Consider the following 18,508-nt stretch of genomic DNA (forward strand, 5'->3'; position numbering starts at 1 on the left):
ACCGATCGTAGTCCGGATCGCAGTCTGCAACTCGACTGCGTGAAGTCGGAATCGCTAGTAATCGCGAATCAGAATGTCGCGGTGAATACGTTCCCGGGCCTTGTACACACCGCCCGTCACACCATGGGAGTGGGTTGCACCAGAAGTAGCTAGTCTAACCTTCGGGAGGACGGTTACCACGGTGTGATTCATGACTGGGGTGAAGTCGTAACAAGGTAGCCGTAGGGGAACCTGCGGCTGGATCACCTCCTTAATCGACGACATCAGCTGTTTCATAAGCTCCCACACGAATTGCTTGATTCATTGAAGAAGACGATATCGGTAACAGCTCTTAACTGGGTCTGTAGCTCAGTTGGTTAGAGCGCACCCCTGATAAGGGTGAGGTCGGCAGTTCGAATCTGCCCAGACCCACCAGTTTCTTGTTGGGGCCATAGCTCAGCTGGGAGAGCGCCTGCCTTGCACGCAGGAGGTCAGCGGTTCGATCCCGCTTGGCTCCACCACCCCCTTGTTACCATGTCAAAGCTTAGAAATGAATATTCGCATCGAATATTGATTTCTGAACTTTTTCAGAATCGTTCTTTAAAAATTTGGGTATGTGATAGAAAGATAGACTGGACAGCACTTTCACTGGTGTTTGTTCAGGCTAAGGTAAAATTTGTGAGTTTTCATGAATTTTCGGCGAATGTCGTCTTCACAGTATAACCAGATTGCTTGGGGTTATATGGTCAAGTGAAGAAGCGCATACGGTGGATGCCTTGGCAGTCAGAGGCGATGAAAGACGTGGTAGCCTGCGATAAGCTTCGGGGAGTCGGCAAACAGACTTTGATCCGGAGATCTCTGAATGGGGGAACCCACTCAGCATAAGCTGAGTATCTTGTACTGAATACATAGGTGCAAGAGGCGAACCAGGGGAACTGAAACATCTAAGTACCCTGAGGAAAAGAAATCAACCGAGATTCCCTTAGTAGTGGCGAGCGAACGGGGACTAGCCCTTAAGTGGCTTTGAGATTAGCGGAACGCTCTGGAAAGTGCGGCCATAGTGGGTGATAGCCCTGTACGCGAAAATCTCTTAGTCATGAAATCGAGTAGGACGGAGCACGAGAAACTTTGTCTGAATATGGGGGGACCATCCTCCAAGGCTAAATACTACTGACTGACCGATAGTGAACCAGTACCGTGAGGGAAAGGCGAAAAGAACCCCGGAGAGGGGAGTGAAATAGATCCTGAAACCGTATGCGTACAAGCAGTGGGAGCCTACTTTGTTAGGTGACTGCGTACCTTTTGTATAATGGGTCAGCGACTTATATTCAGTGGCGAGCTTAACCGAATAGGGGAGGCGTAGCGAAAGCGAGTCTTAATAGGGCGTTTAGTCGCTGGGTATAGACCCGAAACCGGGCGATCTATCCATGGGCAGGTTGAAGGTTAGGTAACACTGACTGGAGGACCGAACCGACTACCGTTGAAAAGTTAGCGGATGACCTGTGGATCGGAGTGAAAGGCTAATCAAGCTCGGAGATAGCTGGTTCTCCTCGAAAGCTATTTAGGTAGCGCCTCATGTATCACTGTAGGGGGTAGAGCACTGTTTCGGCTAGGGGGTCATCCCGACTTACCAAACCGATGCAAACTCCGAATACCTACAAGTGCCGAGCATGGGAGACACACGGCGGGTGCTAACGTCCGTCGTGAAAAGGGAAACAACCCAGACCGTCAGCTAAGGTCCCAAAGTCATGGTTAAGTGGGAAACGATGTGGGAAGGCTTAGACAGCTAGGAGGTTGGCTTAGAAGCAGCCACCCTTTAAAGAAAGCGTAATAGCTCACTAGTCGAGTCGGCCTGCGCGGAAGATGTAACGGGGCTCAAACCATGCACCGAAGCTACGGGTATCACTTAGGTGATGCGGTAGAGGAGCGTTCTGTAAGCCTGTGAAGGTGAGTTGAGAAGCTTGCTGGAGGTATCAGAAGTGCGAATGCTGACATGAGTAACGACAATGGGAGTGAAAAACTCCCACGCCGAAAGACCAAGGTTTCCTGCGCAACGTTAATCGACGCAGGGTTAGTCGGTCCCTAAGGCGAGGCTGAAAAGCGTAGTCGATGGAAAACAGGTTAATATTCCTGTACTTCTAGTTATTGCGATGGAGGGACGGAGAAGGCTAGGCCAGCTTGGCGTTGGTTGTCCAAGTTTAAGGTGGTAGGCTGAGATCTTAGGTAAATCCGGGATCTTAAGGCCGAGAGCTGATGACGAGTTGCCTTTAGGCGACGAAGTGGTTGATGCCATGCTTCCAAGAAAAGCTTCTAAGCTTCAGATAACTAGGAACCGTACCCCAAACCGACACAGGTGGTTGGGTAGAGAATACCAAGGCGCTTGAGAGAACTCGGGTGAAGGAACTAGGCAAAATGGCACCGTAACTTCGGGAGAAGGTGCGCCGGTGAGGGTGAAGGACTTGCTCCGTAAGCTCATGCCGGTCGAAGATACCAGGCCGCTGCGACTGTTTATTAAAAACACAGCACTCTGCAAACACGAAAGTGGACGTATAGGGTGTGACGCCTGCCCGGTGCCGGAAGGTTAATTGATGGGGTTAGCTAACGCGAAGCTCTTGATCGAAGCCCCGGTAAACGGCGGCCGTAACTATAACGGTCCTAAGGTAGCGAAATTCCTTGTCGGGTAAGTTCCGACCTGCACGAATGGCGTAACGATGGCGGCGCTGTCTCCACCCGAGACTCAGTGAAATTGAAATCGCTGTGAAGATGCAGTGTATCCGCGGCTAGACGGAAAGACCCCGTGAACCTTTACTATAGCTTTGCACTGGACTTTGAATTTGCTTGTGTAGGATAGGTGGGAGGCTTTGAAGCGTGGACGCCAGTTCGCGTGGAGCCATCCTTGAAATACCACCCTGGCAACTTTGAGGTTCTAACTCAGGTCCGTTATCCGGATCGAGGACAGTGTATGGTGGGTAGTTTGACTGGGGCGGTCTCCTCCTAAAGAGTAACGGAGGAGTACGAAGGTGCGCTCAGACCGGTCGGAAATCGGTCGTAGAGTATAAAGGCAAAAGCGCGCTTGACTGCGAGACAGACACGTCGAGCAGGTACGAAAGTAGGTCTTAGTGATCCGGTGGTTCTGTATGGAAGGGCCATCGCTCAACGGATAAAAGGTACTCCGGGGATAACAGGCTGATACCGCCCAAGAGTTCATATCGACGGCGGTGTTTGGCACCTCGATGTCGGCTCATCACATCCTGGGGCTGAAGCCGGTCCCAAGGGTATGGCTGTTCGCCATTTAAAGTGGTACGCGAGCTGGGTTTAGAACGTCGTGAGACAGTTCGGTCCCTATCTGCCGTGGACGTTTGAGATTTGAGAGGGGCTGCTCCTAGTACGAGAGGACCGGAGTGGACGAACCTCTGGTGTTCCGGTTGTCACGCCAGTGGCATTGCCGGGTAGCTATGTTCGGAAGAGATAACCGCTGAAAGCATCTAAGCGGGAAACTTGCCTCAAGATGAGATCTCACTGGAGCCTTGAGCTCCCTGAAGGGCCGTCGAAGACTACGACGTTGATAGGTTGGGTGTGTAAGCGCTGTGAGGCGTTGAGCTAACCAATACTAATTGCCCGTGAGGCTTGACCATATAACACCCAAGCAATCTGCAACGCAGATTGTGGTGGTGAAGACGAAATGAACCGAAAGTTCGTAAAACCACAAATTGTCACATACCCAATTCGCTGGAGTGTCTAACAAGACCTTCTGGCAACAGAATTTCTTGACGACCATAGAGCATTGGAACCACCTGATCCCATCCCGAACTCAGCAGTGAAACGATGCATCGCCGATGGTAGTGTGGGGTTTCCCCATGTGAGAGTAGGTCATCGTCAAGATTAAATTCCGAAACCCCTATCTGCGTACGCAGGTAGGGGTTTTGTCTTTTCCGGCGCTGGCCCTGGCCGTTGCCTGGGAGCCGGCCTTACCGGCGATACCGCCACTGCGCAATCGCTGACACCTCAGCGGTATCCTCGCCGCCAAGAGCGGATCCCACAGTCCTGCCCGCACCAATCAGCGGGCAAAAAAAACCACCCCGTAGGGTGGTCTTAGGCTTGCGTACGCTTAAACGAAAGCTTGTGGTGCTACACCACGTGGCAGGCGGCAGCGATCAGGCTGGGCGGCCAGGCGTACACGCCAGTTGGCCTTGAAGCAGAACGTGGTGGCTTGCACCTGGCTCGCTTGAGGCGCTTGGCTCGCCAGGCGCTGCTTGCGCAGTTCGGCCAGGGAAGGGGTGGCCTTCTTGGCTGGCACCGCTTCCGCTTTGACCAGGGACCGCTGACAGGATTTGCAATCGATCTTGTCGGCGTCAGCAGTGAGGCTAAGGTTGTTGCCAGTGCGACCGCAAGCGACTGCGTCGCCGCTCGTTGAGTAATGCATTACCAAACCGTACATCTCCACACATATGAACAAAAGCGCGGTATTTTCGCACAGGTTGGCGCAGGATGCGGCGCTAACCTTCATCGCCTGCTGCCACTAAGGCGTCCAGTCCACATCATGCTCTTCAAGATAGGCATCCACGGCAGCCCCGACCGTTGGCTGAAAGATATCGCTGCCAATATGCTTCAACACCTCCAGGCGCTGGAGCTTGTCCTTGACTGGGTCTTTCATTTCGGCGAAGCGCAGCTCAATGTTTGCCGCACGCAGTGACTGTTCCAACTCCACCAGCATGTCCGCCGAGGTGACGTCCACACTGGTAACCGGCTCTGCGGCCACCACAACCCGACGCACCTCGCTCGGAGCGTTAGCGATGGCCTCCAGCACACACTTCTGAAACAGCTCGGCATTGGCAAAGAACAGCGGTGCATCCCAGCGAAACAGCACCAGCCCAGGCACCAGACGCGCCCTGGGGTAGCGGGAAATATCGTGATAGCCACGGACCCCGTCCACACGGCCGAGCACCGTGTAATGCGGACGCCAGCCATCCCAGAGAAACTCGATCACGGCGATGACAACCGCCAGGCCAATGCCAGGGACCGCACCGAGCACAACCACCCCGACAAAGCAGGTTATTGACAGCCAGCACTCCCAACGCTGGATACGGTAGATCCGCTTCAGGTCCTTGATCTCGAACAGGCCGATGGCGGCCGCGATCACCACAGCGGCGAGGGCGCTGTTAGGCAGGTGTTGCAATAGGTTGGGCGCAAACAGCAGCAACAGCGCCACACCGATAGCGCCGAACACGCCGGTAAGTTGCGTGCGCGATCCGGCCGCTTCGGCAACGGGTGTGCGCGACGAGCTACTACTGATGGGAAAGCCCTGGAACAGTCCTGTTGCCAGGTTGGCGACCCCCAGACCGACCATTTCCTGATTCGGGTCCACCGGTGTACGGGTCTTGGCCGCATAGGTGCGCGACAGCACGCTGGTGTCGGCGAACGACACCAGGGCAACGGCGAAGCCACCGATCAATACGGTGATCAAGTCCCCGGCCTGTAGCCACGGTACAGCGAAGGCGGGTAACCCTTGTGGCATCGAGCCCAGTACTTTCACATCGTGACTGGCATCGAGGCCTAGAGAGCCCACTACCAGCGTTGCGGCGACCACGGCGATAAGGATGCCGGGTACGCGCTTGTAGCGCGCGAGGACAAGGATCAGCGCGAGAGTTCCGGCACCTACGGCAAAGCCTGCCCAGTTGCCCTGACCGGCCACAAGTGCCTGACCGAGGCCCAGGACATCACGCAGCGGTCCGCTGCTCTCCACGGAAATACCGAACAGCTTGGGTGTCTGGCTAATCAGTACCGTGAAGGCAATACCGTTCATGTAGCCGTAGCGAATGGGCTTGGACAGTAACTCAGTGATAAAGCCCAGGCGCAGCAGGCCAGCACCAATACACACCAACCCGGACACCAACGCCATGGCGCTGGCCAGGGCAATGGCACGCAGGGGATCGCCGCCGGACAACGGCAGCACCACCGCCAGAATGATAGCCGCCAGCGCCGAGTCGGGGCCAAGTACCAGAATTCGGCTAGGTCCGAACAGCGCATAGGCCAGCAGCGGCACAATGCTCGCGTATAACCCATAGATACCCGGCACGCCTGACGCTTCGGCATAGGCGATGCCTACCGGCACCAGCATGGTGGTCAGCACCAGGCCGGCGAGCAGGTCTTTGGGCAGATCGCCCATCTGATAGGCGCGCAGAGTCTGCAAGCCAGGCAACCAGCGTCGCCAGCCGCCCTGAGTGGTAAACGGGGAGGGTGAGCTTTCGTTCATGCAGTGCCATCCAATGACGCTGATAGGACTCCTTGGGAGGAGTTTTTTAAGGATGGCTTACTATCTTGGTTGCGCCGAAAAACTTGGCTGCTTCAGATCAACTGCATCCCATTCATGTTGTCACCCCTGAATGACGGCCGAGGGATGACGAACTCGACAGCGCTGGCTTCTACCCTGGTTTTAAATTTATTGCAGCGGGGGATTGAGCCGTCCATCCAATGCAAACCGCTCCTGCAGCACAACCTCGTAGAGGTCTGCAGCCAGCAGCGGGTTCATCAGCAGATTCCAGCTATAGGGCGACACGCAGGAAGGAATCAGCACAAAGGGATGCTGTTCCAACAGCTTGGCGCCAAAGGCTTGCTGGCTGCGACTGGGCGTCCCCGGCCGCAGCCAGTTCAGGTTGGGCACATCCTTTCGCTCGACTTTGTGCACCTTGGAGGTGTCCTTCACCCGTGCTGCTGTCAGCGTGTGTGCAACGCAGTCTAGCGTCTGGAAGCCTTTATGCACCGCCACTTCCAGAATGGCCGTAGCAGCATCAAGGCTTGCATAGACCACCTGAAACCCCTTGGGATTCCAGCGCCCGCCACACGCTTCTGCGCCAATACCACTGTTCCATGTAGGCGCGTGCCTGGAATGGTCGAGGCGCCAGAAATGAAGGTCCTGAGCCAGAGGATCGGTCACCATCAGTAGACCCCGTAGTCCAGTCGATTCAAGAAGTCAGTGACCAGCTCATAGCCGACCGGATTGGACAGCAGATCGATGGGCGACTCACCATCCAGCCCGAGCGCCGGCCGGATCATCCACGCTTCGGCAAGCGCCCGGGTGCCAAACACCTCCTGCGCTTTCTCCAGTACCTCTGCGTAATACAACGCCCTGGCACTTTGCTCAGGGCTCAGGGCTTCATCTTTATTCTTCATCCGGCGGGCGAGGGTACGTTCCGACAGGCCGACGATCTTCGCCAGCACGTTGTGGCGCTTGAAGGTTTCAACGGACTCGACCAGCAGGATGACGGAGCTGAGCGTAAATCCGCTCTGTGTGGCCTTGAACACCTCCATACGGTCGTCGGTGTCGGTGTTGGGCAGCAGTAGATCGATAATCGGCATACCGGTAGAGGTCGACACTGACACACGGGCAGTACCGTAGCTTCTTTTCGCTGGCGATTCGTTCAACCGATGGGCTGCCGCTTTAGTGCTCGTAGTGATCACGGATCCGGCATCGCTAGCTTTCGCTTTGCCAGGCTTTTTCGGCGATTTCCTGGCGTCTGTGTTTTCCGCAGTAGCAGACATGATCGGCGCTCCACTCTAGACAGATGGCATTGAGTGTACTGCCAGTTGGCAGAGTCGTGAGAAAAGATTTACGTCATTGTGTGGCCGAAACGGCTGAGGAAGCACCCACTCAATCGTCCGTCCCATGCAGCCGCAATGCCCGCTGCGCACACTCCCGCCAACTCAGCTTGCGCTTCACTGACGACACCATAGGCACTTCCGCCGCCATCACCACGGGCACATCCCGCAAGCGCACCCACGGCTCACTCTGCCAGTACAACAGACTCGCCGTATGGCCACCTGGCCAGCACATTTGCCCCAGTCGTGGTAGATCCGCCATCTCCGACTCCCGACCATCACGCAACACCGCCACCACCTCATGGGTCAGCCAATGCCGCAGGTGGCGGTTTTCCGGAATGTGATGGTGGGCGAGCAGGGTATAGGCCCCGGACTCGCTGACCATGGTGGTCGCCTGGTATTGGCCGTAGCGCAGCAGCTGCACGCTGCGATGTTGGTCCGGGTCGAGTTTGCGGATGCAGTGACCATCGTAGAAACGGCCTGTCAGCCGGCCGAGTTCGTGGGCACAGAACCAGGCCTGGGATTCGAGCCAGAGGGCGTGGAGAGGGCGGTTGTGGCGGGTGAACAGCATCGGTTCATAGAGATCAGTCATGGCTGACCTCCGATGGAGCGGTGAACAATGATCAGGCGAGCCGCGTCTGCGAAAGGCCTGCGAGCGGGGGCGTCGGTAGGCATTTCCATTACCTCTGTGCGATATCAGCTTCTGAGGGCTGGGTGTCGGGAGCTAAGAAACCCCGTACAGAGGGCCGGACGTATTCCCCTTTCAGGTCTTGTATTAGCCCACTCCCGACATTACACAGTGATTTTTGCGCGCAGCAGTAAACCACAGGCACAAGAATGTCGCATCTGTCGGGAGCGGACTAGCCGCTGTACGGGCGTTTCTTAGGCGCCAAACAGCACGGTAAGGGGGTTAGAAAGCCGGGTCAATTGTTGTGGTGTAGGCCATTTCTGAATTTGAGAGATGCTAAGTTGCGACCAACGCTGATTTCCCTTGTCGATGAGTCTGAATGTGCCGGCCTACAATATGAAGCGGGTTATGAAACTCATCGGTACAGCAGGCTTGCTGAAGGCGATGGCGGCGTAACGCCTCGGTTTTTCTCTGCTCCAGAAGGCGCTAAACCGGCTCCATAGCCGCTTTGGAACGTCAGTGGTGCTGATCGCGACAAACGCTTGGGCAATCGCATCGCTGAGGAACGCTTGGTTGACGCATTCAAGATACGAAAGCGTTTTTACACTCTCTGGGCCAGAAGTGGCCAGTCCAGAGCGACTGCTTTCGGCCAATAGGTGCCTTTAGCCCTTATCCGTGCATGCGCCGCCCGCTGCCTGATGTCCCCCCTGCAGAGCGTGATAATAATCAGCGTTGATGGAGACGGTCGCGGCGCACATTCCGCCAATGCATCGCGGATAAATCCGCTCCTGCAACAGCGACTGCGACTGCCGATCAGACAGAGCAGCTGTCTTGCGACTAACTTTACCTCGAACACTAAAGTCTCCGTCCACAACTCAACCAGGTAAAGGTTCGTTATGACTAAAAAAATAGATCTGACGATCACCCACGATTACCTCAATCCGTTTGCCTCGCCGGACAACCCCAAGCTAAGCCCCGAGCTGGTGGACTACCTGTCAGATAGCGCCTGGTACCACCCCGAGCTGAGCCTGCAGATTCGCTGCCCGGAAGATGAGCGAGAACGCCTTCAGCAAGCCATCAGCAACACCTTTACGGAAAAGAGCGAGCAACTCAGAGGGGATATTCGCACCCAACGGCTGTTAGCGCTGACACTCTTGGGCTTGGCACTAGCCTTGGTGCTGGCAGGCACGGCTCTGGGCATTGAAGGCACCATCCCCGTGGGAGTCGTTACCGTCACCGCGTGGATGCTGCTCTGGCGCAGCGGAGAGATATTTTTTCTGGATATCCGCAGCATGAATCGGCAGCTGCGTAAGTACCAGCGCATCGCCAGTGCATCAAAGCAGTTTTGATTGAGGTTGATCGTTCTCACGCTACGCGTGGGAGTCATGCCTGAGTTCAGGTGAGCTGAAAATCCGAATTTTCGACAGAATCGACCCATTGTTGCCCTTCATGAAGGGCAGCAATGGGTCGGAAGGTGCCGGTCATGGATGACCACTATCGACCCAAAACGGTCGGTCGCGGAATTGCGACCAAAAGTAGATATCGTGGTACAAACAGTGCGGAGCAGAGATGGGCAGCCATCCCACTGCTTGAGGGGTGTTATCAACGACAAGGAGTCCATTTATGAAGATGAACACGTTAGTTCCAGAGATGATTGTCTCTGACTTAAAACGAAGCTTAGATTTTTACTGCCTGATTCTGGGCTTCCAAATTGAATACGAAAGGCCTGAAGACAGATTCACTTTCCTGTCCTTTCAAGGGAGCCAATTGATGCTGGAGCAGGATGACTTGGAAGAGTCTCCATGGCGTGTTGGCCCTCTATTATCACCCTATGGCCGAGGGATGAATCTTTCGATTCAGTGCTCTGATACCAAAGCTTTGGCTAGGGCCATCGAAGACGCTGGTATTGAATTGCGCAGACCCATTGAAGAGTGCTGGTACCGAGATAAAGAGCGCCTGCACGGAGAGCTTAATTTTTTGGTGCTTGATCCAGATGGCTATCTGTTGCGGTTCACTCAGAGCTTAGGTTTCAGAGCAGTCGAGCATCAAGCGATAGCCTGAACAAGTGATGTTGCATAGCGCGACTCTGAGCATTTCAACGACCGCTTCTGGCCGATTGCTGCCCTCCGTGAAGGCTATTCCGGGTTGATAGCTGCCGATAGACCAGAAACGGAAGAAGTCTTTCGCCACCCCAAGCACCTGATTTCCAAATCCAACACCCACAAAAAAGGCCGCCTTGCGGCAGCCTTTTTACTTAGAACCCGAGCGGAAAATCAATCCCAGCTCAACGCCCCACCTGTCTGATACTCAATAACCCGAGTCTCAAAGAAGTTCTTCTCTTTCTTCAAGTCCATGATCTCGCTCATCCATGGGAACGGGTTAGTGGTACCTGGGTACTCTTCCTTCAAACCGATCTGCGACAGGCGACGGTTGGCGATGAACTTGAGGTAGTCCTCCATCATCGCGGCGTTCATGCCCAGTACGCCGCGTGGCATGGTGTCACGGGCGTATTCGATTTCCAGCTGGGTGCCCTGCAGGATCATCTGCGAGGCTTCTTCCTTCATTTCGGCGTCCCACAGGTGTGGGTTTTCGATCTTGATCTGGTTGATCACGTCGATACCGAAGTTCAGGTGCATGGACTCGTCACGCAGGATGTACTGGAACTGCTCGGCAACACCAGTCATCTTGTTGCGGCGACCCATGGACAGGATCTGGGTGAAGCCACAGTAGAAGAAGATGCCTTCCAGAACGCAGTAGTAAGCGATCAGGTTGCGCAGCAGCTCTTTGTCGGTCTCGACGGTGCCGGTGTTGAATTCCGGATCGGAGATCGCGCGGGTGTAGCTCAGGCCCCAAGCGGCTTTTTTCGCGACCGACGGGATCTCGTGGTACATGTTGAAGATCTCGCCTTCATCCATGCCCAGCGATTCGATGCAGTACTGGTAGGCGTGGGTGTGGATCGCCTCTTCGAAGGCCTGGCGCAGGATGTACTGGCGGCACTCCGGGTTGGTGATCAGGCGGTACACGGCCAGAGCCAGGTTGTTGGCAACCAGGGAGTCGGCAGTGGAGAAGAAGCCCAGGTTACGCATGACGATGCGACGCTCGTCATCGGTCAGGCCTTCCGGGTTCTTCCACAGGGCGATGTCCGCGGTCATGTTGACCTCTTGCGGCATCCAGTGGTTGGCGCAACCGTCCAGGTACTTCTGCCAGGCCCAGTCATACTTGAATGGCACCAGCTGGTTTAGGTCGGCGCGGCAGTTGATCATGCGCTTTTCGTCAACCGCAACACGGGCAGCAGAGCCTTCCAGCTCAGCCAGGCCTTCGGCGATGTCGAGTTGGTCCAGGGCAGCCTTGGCACGCTTGACCGCTTCCGAGTCATCGGCGGTTACAGCGCGGGCTTCCAGGGCGGCAACACCGCCAGCGTTATCAAGCTTGTCGATGCCAGCGGCAGCGGCTTGAGTGGCGGTAGCGCCTTTGGCAGCTTCTTCGCCTTCGTCTTTGTCGAATTCGTCCCAGCTCAGCATGGTGGGTCTCCTGCTTGAGGGCCATATTCAGTATGGCCGGTGGATCTTGGGTTGCGGTGCTTGCGGTTAGGTACTGCTGTGCACGCAAAAACTTGGAATGCTTCCGGGAGCGGGGCTCCTCGGTAGGTCGTGGGCAAAAATGCCTTGGACCTGTTATTCGATTGCGTGGGGCAGGGCGGCGGTGCCGCCCATCGCTGGCAAGGCCAGCGCCCACAGAGACTGCAGCGCCGCCCATGAATGAACGGCGCGTTCAGCCTCTTACTGGCAGGCTTCGCAATCCGGCTCGTCGATCGCGCAAGCCTTAGGCACTGGCGCAGGGCCTGCTGCCTGGACCGGGGCGCTGTCGCCACCGCTGGAAACGGCGTTGAGCTTGCCGGTGTTGATGGTCGACTTCTCGGTGCTGGTCGCGGCCAGGGCACGGAGGTAGTAGGTGGTTTTCAGACCACGGTACCAGGCCATGCGGTAGGTCACGTCGAGTTTCTTGCCCGAAGCGCCAGCGATGTACAGGTTCAGCGACTGGGCCTGGTCGATCCACTTCTGACGGCGGCTGGCGGCGTCAACGATCCACTTGGTTTCCACTTCGAACGCAGTAGCGTACAGGTCTTTGAGTTCCTGTGGGATGCGCTCGATCTGCTGTACCGAACCGTCGTAGTACTTCAGGTCGTTGATCATGACCGAGTCCCACAGGCCGCGGGCCTTGAGGTCGCGAACCAGGTACGGGTTGATCACGGTGAATTCGCCCGAGAGGTTCGATTTCACGTACAGGTTCTGGTAGGTCGGCTCGATGGACTGCGATACGCCAGTGATGTTGGCGATGGTCGCGGTCGGCGCGATGGCCATGATGTTCGAGTTACGAATACCTTTTTGTACGCGAGCACGCACCGGTGCCCAGTCCAGGGTTTCGTTCAGGTCGACGTCGATGTACTTCTGGCCACGGGCTTCGATCAGGATCTGTTGCGAATCCAGCGGCAGGATGCCTTTGGACCACAGCGAGCCCTGGAAGGTCTCGTAGGCGCCACGCTCGTCGGCCAGGTCACAGGAGGCCTGGATGGCGAAGTAGCTGACCGCTTCCATCGACTTGTCGGCGAACTCGACGGCAGCGTCGGAACCGTAAGCAATGTGCTGCAGGTACAGTGCGTCCTGGAAGCCCATGATGCCCAGACCGACCGGGCGGTGCTTGAGGTTCGAGTTACGCGCTTGCGGCACCGAGTAGTAGTTGATGTCGATCACGTTGTCGAGCATGCGCACGGCGGTGTTCACAGTGCGTTGCAGCTTGGCGGTGTCCAGCTTGCCATCGACGATGTGGTTCGGCAGGTTGATCGAGCCCAGGTTGCAGACCGCGATCTCGTCCTTGTTGGTGTTCAGGGTGATCTCGGTGCACAGGTTCGAGCTGTGGACCACGCCGACGTGCTGCTGCGGGCTGCGCAGGTTGCACGGATCCTTGAAGGTCAACCATGGGTGGCCGGTTTCGAACAGCATCGAGAGCATCTTGCGCCACAGGTCTTTGGCCTGGATGGTCTTGAACACCTTGATCTTGTTGTACTCGGTCAGGGCTTCGTAGTACTCGTAGCGCTCTTCGAAGGCCTTGCCGGTCAGGTCGTGCAGATCCGGTACTTCGTTCGGCGAGAACAGGGTCCACTTGCCGTCATCGAAGACGCGCTTCATGAACAGGTCAGGGATCCAGTTGGCGGTGTTCATGTCGTGGGTACGACGACGGTCATCACCGGTGTTCTTGCGCAGCTCGATGAATTCTTCGATGTCCAGGTGCCAGGTTTCCAGGTAGGCACACACGGCGCCTTTACGCTTGCCACCCTGGTTAACGGCTACGGCGGTGTCGTTGACCACTTTCAGGAACGGCACGACGCCCTGGGATTTACCGTTGGTGCCCTTGATGTAGGAGCCCAGTGCACGCACAGGGGTCCAGTCGTTGCCCAGGCCACCGGCGAATTTCGACAGCATGGCGTTGTCGTGGATCGCGTGGTAGATGCCCGACAGGTCGTCCGGCACGGTGGTCAGGTAGCAGCTCGACAGCTGTGGACGCAGGGTACCGGCGTTGAACAGGGTCGGGGTCGAAGCCATGTAGTCGAACGACGACAACAGGTTGTAGAACTCGATCGCACGGGCTTCTTTGTTTTTCTCTTCCAGCGCCAGGCCCATGGCCACGCGCATGAAGAACACCTGCGGCAGTTCGAAGCGCACGCCATCCTTGTGGATGAAGTAACGGTCATACAGGGTCTGCAGGCCCAGGTAGGTGAACTGCTGGTCACGCTCGTGGTTGATCGCCTTGCCCAGCTTCTCCAGGTCGAAGTCGGCCAGGGCAGGGTTGAGCAGTTCGAACTCGACGCCCTTGGCAACGTAGGCCGGCAGGGCCTTGGCGTACAGTTCGGCCATTTCGTGGTGAGTGGCGCTGTCGGCCACACCGAGGAAGCCCAGGCCTTCGGCACGCAGGGTGTCCATCAGCAGGCGGGCAGTCACGAACGAGTAGTTCGGCTCACGCTCAACCAGGGTACGGGCGGTCATCACCAGGGCGGTGTTGACGTCGGTCAGGGCCACGCCGTCGTAGAGGTTCTTCAGGGTTTCGCGCTGGATCAGCTCGCCATCAACTTCGGCCAGGCCTTCGCAGGCCTCGGTGATGATGGTGTTCAGGCGGTTCATGTCCAGCGGCGCGAGGCTGCCGTCGGCCAAGGTGATGCGAATGCTTGGGTGCGGCTGTACGGACGAGTCTTCAGCGTGAACACGGGTTGCACGCTCTTTGGCACGCTGGTCACGGTAGATCACGTAGTCACGGGCAACTTTCTGCTCGCCAGCACGCATCAGGGCCAGTTCAACCTGATCCTGGATTTCTTCGATGTGGATGGTGCCGCCCGAGGGCATGCGACGCTTGAAGGTCGCGGTGACCTGTTCGGTCAGGCGGGCAACGGTGTCATGGATACGCGACGAAGCAGCAGCGGTGCCGCCTTCAACTGCGAGGAACGCCTTGGTGATGGCCACGGTGATCTTGTCGTCGGTGTAGGCGACGACAGTGCCATTGCGCTTGATCACACGCAGTTGGCCAGGGGCGGTAGCGGCCAGATCCTGATTCGAATCGGCGGCCTGCGGCACCTTGGCCTGCGGGTTCTCGCGAGTTGTGTCGGTTTGCATGGGTGTCTCCACGTTCTCTAAGTTTGTGTAGGCGCCTTGTGGGCGCCAACCGTTCCGTCCGAAAGCTCAACAACCGACCCTGATGGCACACGGGAACGCGACGCTCCGGCATGCCGAACAGGTCGGGCATACTCACTTCGGGACAGATCAGGAATAAGGGGCAATAACCTGCCGCTCCCTGGCCGAAGTCAAAGGTTCTGAATCCACGACTCAAAACTGTTGCTGTCAGGTGCGCCTATGGCTTGCAACACCCGTACCCGAAACAACACCCTCCAAGGGCTTGCAACGGTGGCCACCGCAGGAGCGGTTTGGCTGCTGAAATCTTCTAAAGTTCAAGCAAAAAAGCACTGCATCAGGGCTTGAGTTCTTTGCTTGACTTGTGCTTGGGATTTGCTTCAAACCCCAAGATGTAGTGTTTTGTTTCGATAGGGATACAAGATAATGCGGTCTCGGGGGTATTGCAAGGTCGTCGGCTGTGGATAACTTGTGCGTATTTTGTGAGTGATTTTGCCTAACGCCTTGTAGGCCGCGTCTTAGCGGCAGATGACCGTCTGTCACCCTTTTTTCATCCGCCGAGGTTATCCCGATGGAAATTTTAGGGCGCGCACCCTACCACAAATTCACCGGCCTTCCGAGCAAACCACAACGTGGCTCATTGCCGCTGGAGGTGACGGTTGGCAGGCGTCGGTACCCGACGTAGTATCCGGGGCCGATGTTGCCTTTTGGTGAAGCATTCGCCAGGGCACTCTTTATAACAACAAGCCGTCGAGGTGAGCCGTGGAGCAGCAGCGCAGTCAGGTGTTGATCGTCGAGGATGACCAGCGTCTGGCCGACCTGACCCGTGAGTACCTGCAGGCCAACGGCTTTGCTGTCGAGGTTGAGGGGGACGGGGCCAAGGCGGCAGCACGGATCATTGCCGAACAACCGGACTTGGTGATCCTCGACCTGATGCTGCCTGGCGAAGATGGCCTGAGCATCTGCCGCAAGGTGCGCCAGCAGTTTGCCGGGCCGATCCTCATGCTCACGGCACGCAGCGATGACCTTGACCAGGTTCAGGGCCTGGATATCGGCGCTGACGACTATGTGTGCAAACCGGTGCGCCCGCGCCTGCTGCTGGCACGGATCAATGCCTTGCTGCGCCGCAGCGAGCCGGTTGCGGAAAGCGCGCCGCCGCAGTGCGTGCAGTTCGGACCGTTGCGGGTCGACAACATCCTGCGCGAGGCCTGGTTGCAGGACAACGGTATCGAACTGACCAGCGCTGAATTCGATTTGCTCTGGCTGTTGGTCAGCAACGCTGGGCGCATCCTGTCCCGTGAGGAAATCTTCACCTCACTGCGCGGCGTGGGCTATGACGGCCAGGACCGCTCCATTGATGTGCGTATCTCCAGAATCCGCCCGAAAATAGGCGATGACCCCGAGCACCCGCGGATGATCAAGACCATCCGCAGCAAAGGCTATCTGTTCGTGCGTGAAGCGGCCGAGGCCATGGGCCAGGTGCGATGAACTCGATTTTCCTGCGGATCTACGGCGGCATGCTTGCCGCCCTGGTGCTGGTGGCGGTGCTTGGTGTGCTCAGTATGCACTTGCTCAATGAAGTGCGCGCCAGCCAGTACCGCGAACGCCTCGCTCATGGCACCTTCACCCTGATGGCTGACAATCTGGTGCCGCAGGACGAGGTGGAGCGCAAGCGCACCCTGTTGATCTGGGAGCGTTTGCTGGGCATTCCGCTGGAGCTGCAAAGCTTTGCCGCTGCAGGTATCGAAGGTAGTCAACGCAGCCAGTTGCAGCGCGGTCAGGTACTGGTGGAAAAGACCGGCCCGCATGCGGCCAAGGTCATGCGCCAGATCGGCACTGAGGATCTGTTGCTGGTCGGCGTGGTCGAGCAGATCAGCGAGCAACTGGCGCGGGCAACTATTTACCTGTTGGTCGATGAGCTGGTGCGCTACCCCATTGGTGAGCAGCCCAGGCGCCTGGCGGAGCTCAAGCAAAACAAGGGCTTTGGCTTTGACCTGAGCCTGCGGCGCCTGGAACAGACCGACATGGATGAGGACCAGCGTCGGCGTGTCGATGAAGGTGACACGGTAATGGCCTTGGGCAAGGATGGCGACTCGATCCGGGTCGTCTCCGGAATGGTCGGCACTCCCTGGGTGCTGGAGATCGGGCCGCTGTACCAGATGAATCCCTATCCGCCGCAGCTGCTGGCGTTGATTGCCGTGCTCGGCCTGTGCCTGATCGGCCTGATCGTCTATTTACTGGTGCGTCAGTTGGAACGGCGTCTGTCTGACCTGGAAAGCGCCGCCACACGCATTGCCCAAGGCAGCCTGGACACCCGCGTGGCCGGCGATGATGCCGACTCGGTCGGACGCCTGGCCGCAGCCTTCAACCGCATGGCTGAACACTTGCAGCGTTCACTGAGCATTCAGAGGGAACTGGTCCGCGCCGTGTCCCATGAGTTGCGCACGCCGGTGGCGCGCCTGCGCTTCGGCCTGGAAATGATTGCCAGCGCGCGGGACGAACAGGCGCGGGAAAAGTATTTGAGTGGCATGGATGGCGATATCCAGGAGCTGGATAAGCTGGTCGACGAAATGCTCACCTATGCCCGTCTTGAGCAGGGTGCACCGGCCCTGCATTTTCAGCGGGTCGACCTCGATGCCTTGCTTGAGCAAGTGATCGCTGAGCTGGCGCCGCTGCGCAGTGACGTCAGGGTCGTGCGCGGGCCGTGCCAGGGCGATGAACAAGGCGCGTGGGTTGAAGCCGAGCCGCGTTACCTGCATCGGGCCTTACAGAATCTGGTCAGTAACGCCATGCGCCATGCCGAATCACAGGTCAGCCTCAGCTATCAGCTCGGTGTGCAGCGTTGCCGGATCGATGTTGAAGACGACGGGCCAGGCGTACCGGAAAGTGTCTGGGACCGTATCTTTACGCCCTTCACCCGGCTCGATGACAGCCGTACCCGCGCTTCCGGTGGTCACGGCCTGGGCTTGTCGATTGTGCGGCGTATCATCTATTGGCATAAAGGACGGGCTTCCGTCGGCCACAGCGAGCGCCTGGGTGGAGCGCGTTTCAGCCTGAGCTGGCCGCGTCACCAGGATTCGCCATGAGTGTTTCGCTACAGTACCTGCTGGAGCCAGCACGCTTCGAGGCCTTATTGCTTGAGCTGTACGGCCCTGAGCTAATGCCATCGCAGCGTCCGGTGTTGGTCTCACAATGGTCCAAATACTATTTTGCGTTGATCTGGCAGTCGCTGCTTGGCGGTGCATCGCTGACGGAATTTGCAGTCACCGAACTGACCCTCGATGGTCGCGGCCTGCCACTTGCTCTGAGTGAACATGGTGAACACTGCGCAGGGCTTGCGGCGATCCTGGAGCAGCACCTGCAACCGTTGGTGTTGCGTCTGGCGGCCTTGGGACCGGTGGCGTCAGCGGTGCTCTGGGGTAATGCTGGAGATTGTCTGGATCAAGCATTGCAGCGCGCTGAAGGTAACGACTGCGGCCTGGGGCACTTGCTCAGCTCACCTGACAGCCCCTTGTATGCGGCGGTCAGCCTGGATGAATCGGGGCAGCGCCGGCGCCGAACCTGTTGCCTTAGCTATAAGGTGCAGTGGGTGGGGCACTGCGAACACTGTCCGTTGCTCGCTTGAGGT

At 57.4% G+C, this 18,508-nt stretch carries 12 protein-coding genes, 2 tRNA genes and 3 rRNA genes (1 of these 17 running past the window's edge); 10 read left to right on the top strand and 7 right to left on the bottom strand.

Annotation, left to right across the window (positions count from 1 at the left end; genetic code table 11):
- The 5 genes from CX511_RS06650 to rrf all read left to right on the top strand — a co-directional run.
- Window positions 1-253 (top strand): 16S ribosomal RNA (locus CX511_RS06650); it begins 1,284 nt to the left of the window's first position.
- An 84-nt stretch (window positions 254-337) separates the two neighbouring features.
- Window positions 338-414: transfer RNA gene (locus CX511_RS06655), tRNA-Ile, on the top strand.
- A gap of 10 nt (window positions 415-424) precedes the next feature.
- A tRNA-Ala gene (locus tag CX511_RS06660) sits at window positions 425-500 on the top strand.
- Window positions 501-723: 223 nt separating this feature from the next.
- Window positions 724-3,614, top strand: a 23S ribosomal RNA gene (locus tag CX511_RS06665).
- A 131-nt stretch (window positions 3,615-3,745) separates the two neighbouring features.
- Window positions 3,746-3,861 (top strand): 5S ribosomal RNA (gene rrf, locus CX511_RS06670).
- The 16S, 23S and 5S rRNA genes sit together here with 2 tRNA genes alongside, the layout of an rRNA operon.
- Window positions 3,862-4,087: 226 nt before the next feature.
- Here the strand turns inward: rrf and CX511_RS06675 are convergent.
- The 5 genes from CX511_RS06675 to CX511_RS06695 form a co-directional block, all read right to left on the bottom strand.
- A complete protein-coding gene (locus CX511_RS06675) occupies window positions 4,088-4,402 on the bottom strand; it encodes a hypothetical protein (protein ID WP_101292243.1) in 315 nt (104 codons plus the stop codon).
- A 96-nt stretch (window positions 4,403-4,498) separates the two neighbouring features.
- Window positions 4,499-6,232 (bottom strand): SulP family inorganic anion transporter, encoded by a 1,734-nt coding sequence (locus CX511_RS06680; protein ID WP_101292223.1) that lies wholly within the window; start codon window positions 6,230-6,232, stop codon window positions 4,499-4,501.
- 186 nt (window positions 6,233-6,418) lie between these two features.
- On the bottom strand, window positions 6,419-6,916 hold the full coding sequence (locus CX511_RS06685) for an RES family NAD+ phosphorylase (protein WP_045187473.1): 498 nt from the start codon (window positions 6,914-6,916) through the stop codon (window positions 6,419-6,421).
- Window positions 6,916-7,518, bottom strand: coding sequence for an Xre family toxin-antitoxin system antitoxin (locus tag CX511_RS06690; protein ID WP_231353376.1), 603 nt, complete (start codon window positions 7,516-7,518; stop codon window positions 6,916-6,918). The genes CX511_RS06685 and CX511_RS06690 overlap by 1 nt, the downstream gene beginning before the upstream one ends.
- 109 nt (window positions 7,519-7,627) lie before the next feature.
- Window positions 7,628-8,167, bottom strand: a complete 540-nt coding sequence (locus tag CX511_RS06695; protein ID WP_101292224.1) for a BRO-N domain-containing protein — start codon at window positions 8,165-8,167, stop codon at window positions 7,628-7,630.
- 932 nt (window positions 8,168-9,099) lie between these two features.
- On the opposite strand from CX511_RS06695, the gene CX511_RS06700 reads away from it, so the two are divergent.
- The gene (locus tag CX511_RS06700) at window positions 9,100-9,552 is read left to right on the top strand and encodes a hypothetical protein (RefSeq protein ID WP_101292225.1); all 453 of its coding nucleotides are present in this window, start codon (window positions 9,100-9,102) and stop codon (window positions 9,550-9,552) included.
- 274 nt (window positions 9,553-9,826) lie between these two features.
- Window positions 9,827-10,264, top strand: coding sequence for a bleomycin resistance protein (locus CX511_RS06705; RefSeq protein WP_045187465.1), 438 nt, complete (start codon window positions 9,827-9,829; stop codon window positions 10,262-10,264).
- Window positions 10,265-10,476: 212 nt separating this feature from the next.
- On the opposite strand, the gene CX511_RS06710 is transcribed toward CX511_RS06705, so the two are convergent.
- Both CX511_RS06710 and CX511_RS06715 read right to left on the bottom strand, forming a co-directional pair.
- Entirely contained in the window at window positions 10,477-11,724 is a 1,248-nt protein-coding gene (locus tag CX511_RS06710; RefSeq protein ID WP_045187463.1) for a ribonucleotide-diphosphate reductase subunit beta, read from the bottom strand.
- A gap of 258 nt (window positions 11,725-11,982) precedes the next feature.
- Window positions 11,983-14,865 carry a ribonucleoside-diphosphate reductase subunit alpha gene (locus CX511_RS06715; protein WP_045187460.1) on the bottom strand — a complete coding sequence of 961 codons (2,883 nt, stop codon included), beginning with the start codon at window positions 14,863-14,865 and terminating at the stop codon, window positions 11,983-11,985.
- A 777-nt stretch (window positions 14,866-15,642) separates the two neighbouring features.
- On the opposite strand from CX511_RS06715, the gene CX511_RS06720 reads away from it, so the two are divergent.
- The 3 genes from CX511_RS06720 to fhuF are packed head-to-tail and all read left to right on the top strand — an operon-like array spanning window position 15,643 to window position 18,505.
- On the top strand, window positions 15,643-16,368 hold the full coding sequence (locus tag CX511_RS06720; protein WP_045187457.1) for a response regulator: 726 nt from the start codon (window positions 15,643-15,645) through the stop codon (window positions 16,366-16,368).
- A complete protein-coding gene (locus tag CX511_RS06725; protein ID WP_045187455.1) occupies window positions 16,365-17,966 on the top strand; it encodes an ATP-binding protein in 1,602 nt (533 codons plus the stop codon). Before CX511_RS06720 ends, CX511_RS06725 begins: the two co-directional genes overlap by 4 nt.
- Window positions 17,963-18,505, top strand: coding sequence for a siderophore-iron reductase FhuF (fhuF, locus tag CX511_RS06730; RefSeq protein ID WP_052675627.1), 543 nt, complete (start codon window positions 17,963-17,965; stop codon window positions 18,503-18,505). The genes CX511_RS06725 and fhuF overlap by 4 nt, the downstream gene beginning before the upstream one ends.
- Window positions 18,506-18,508: the final 3 nt, after the last annotated feature.

Source organism: Pseudomonas sp. S06B 330, assembly GCF_002845275.2.
Classification (GTDB): domain Bacteria; phylum Pseudomonadota; class Gammaproteobacteria; order Pseudomonadales; family Pseudomonadaceae; genus Aquipseudomonas.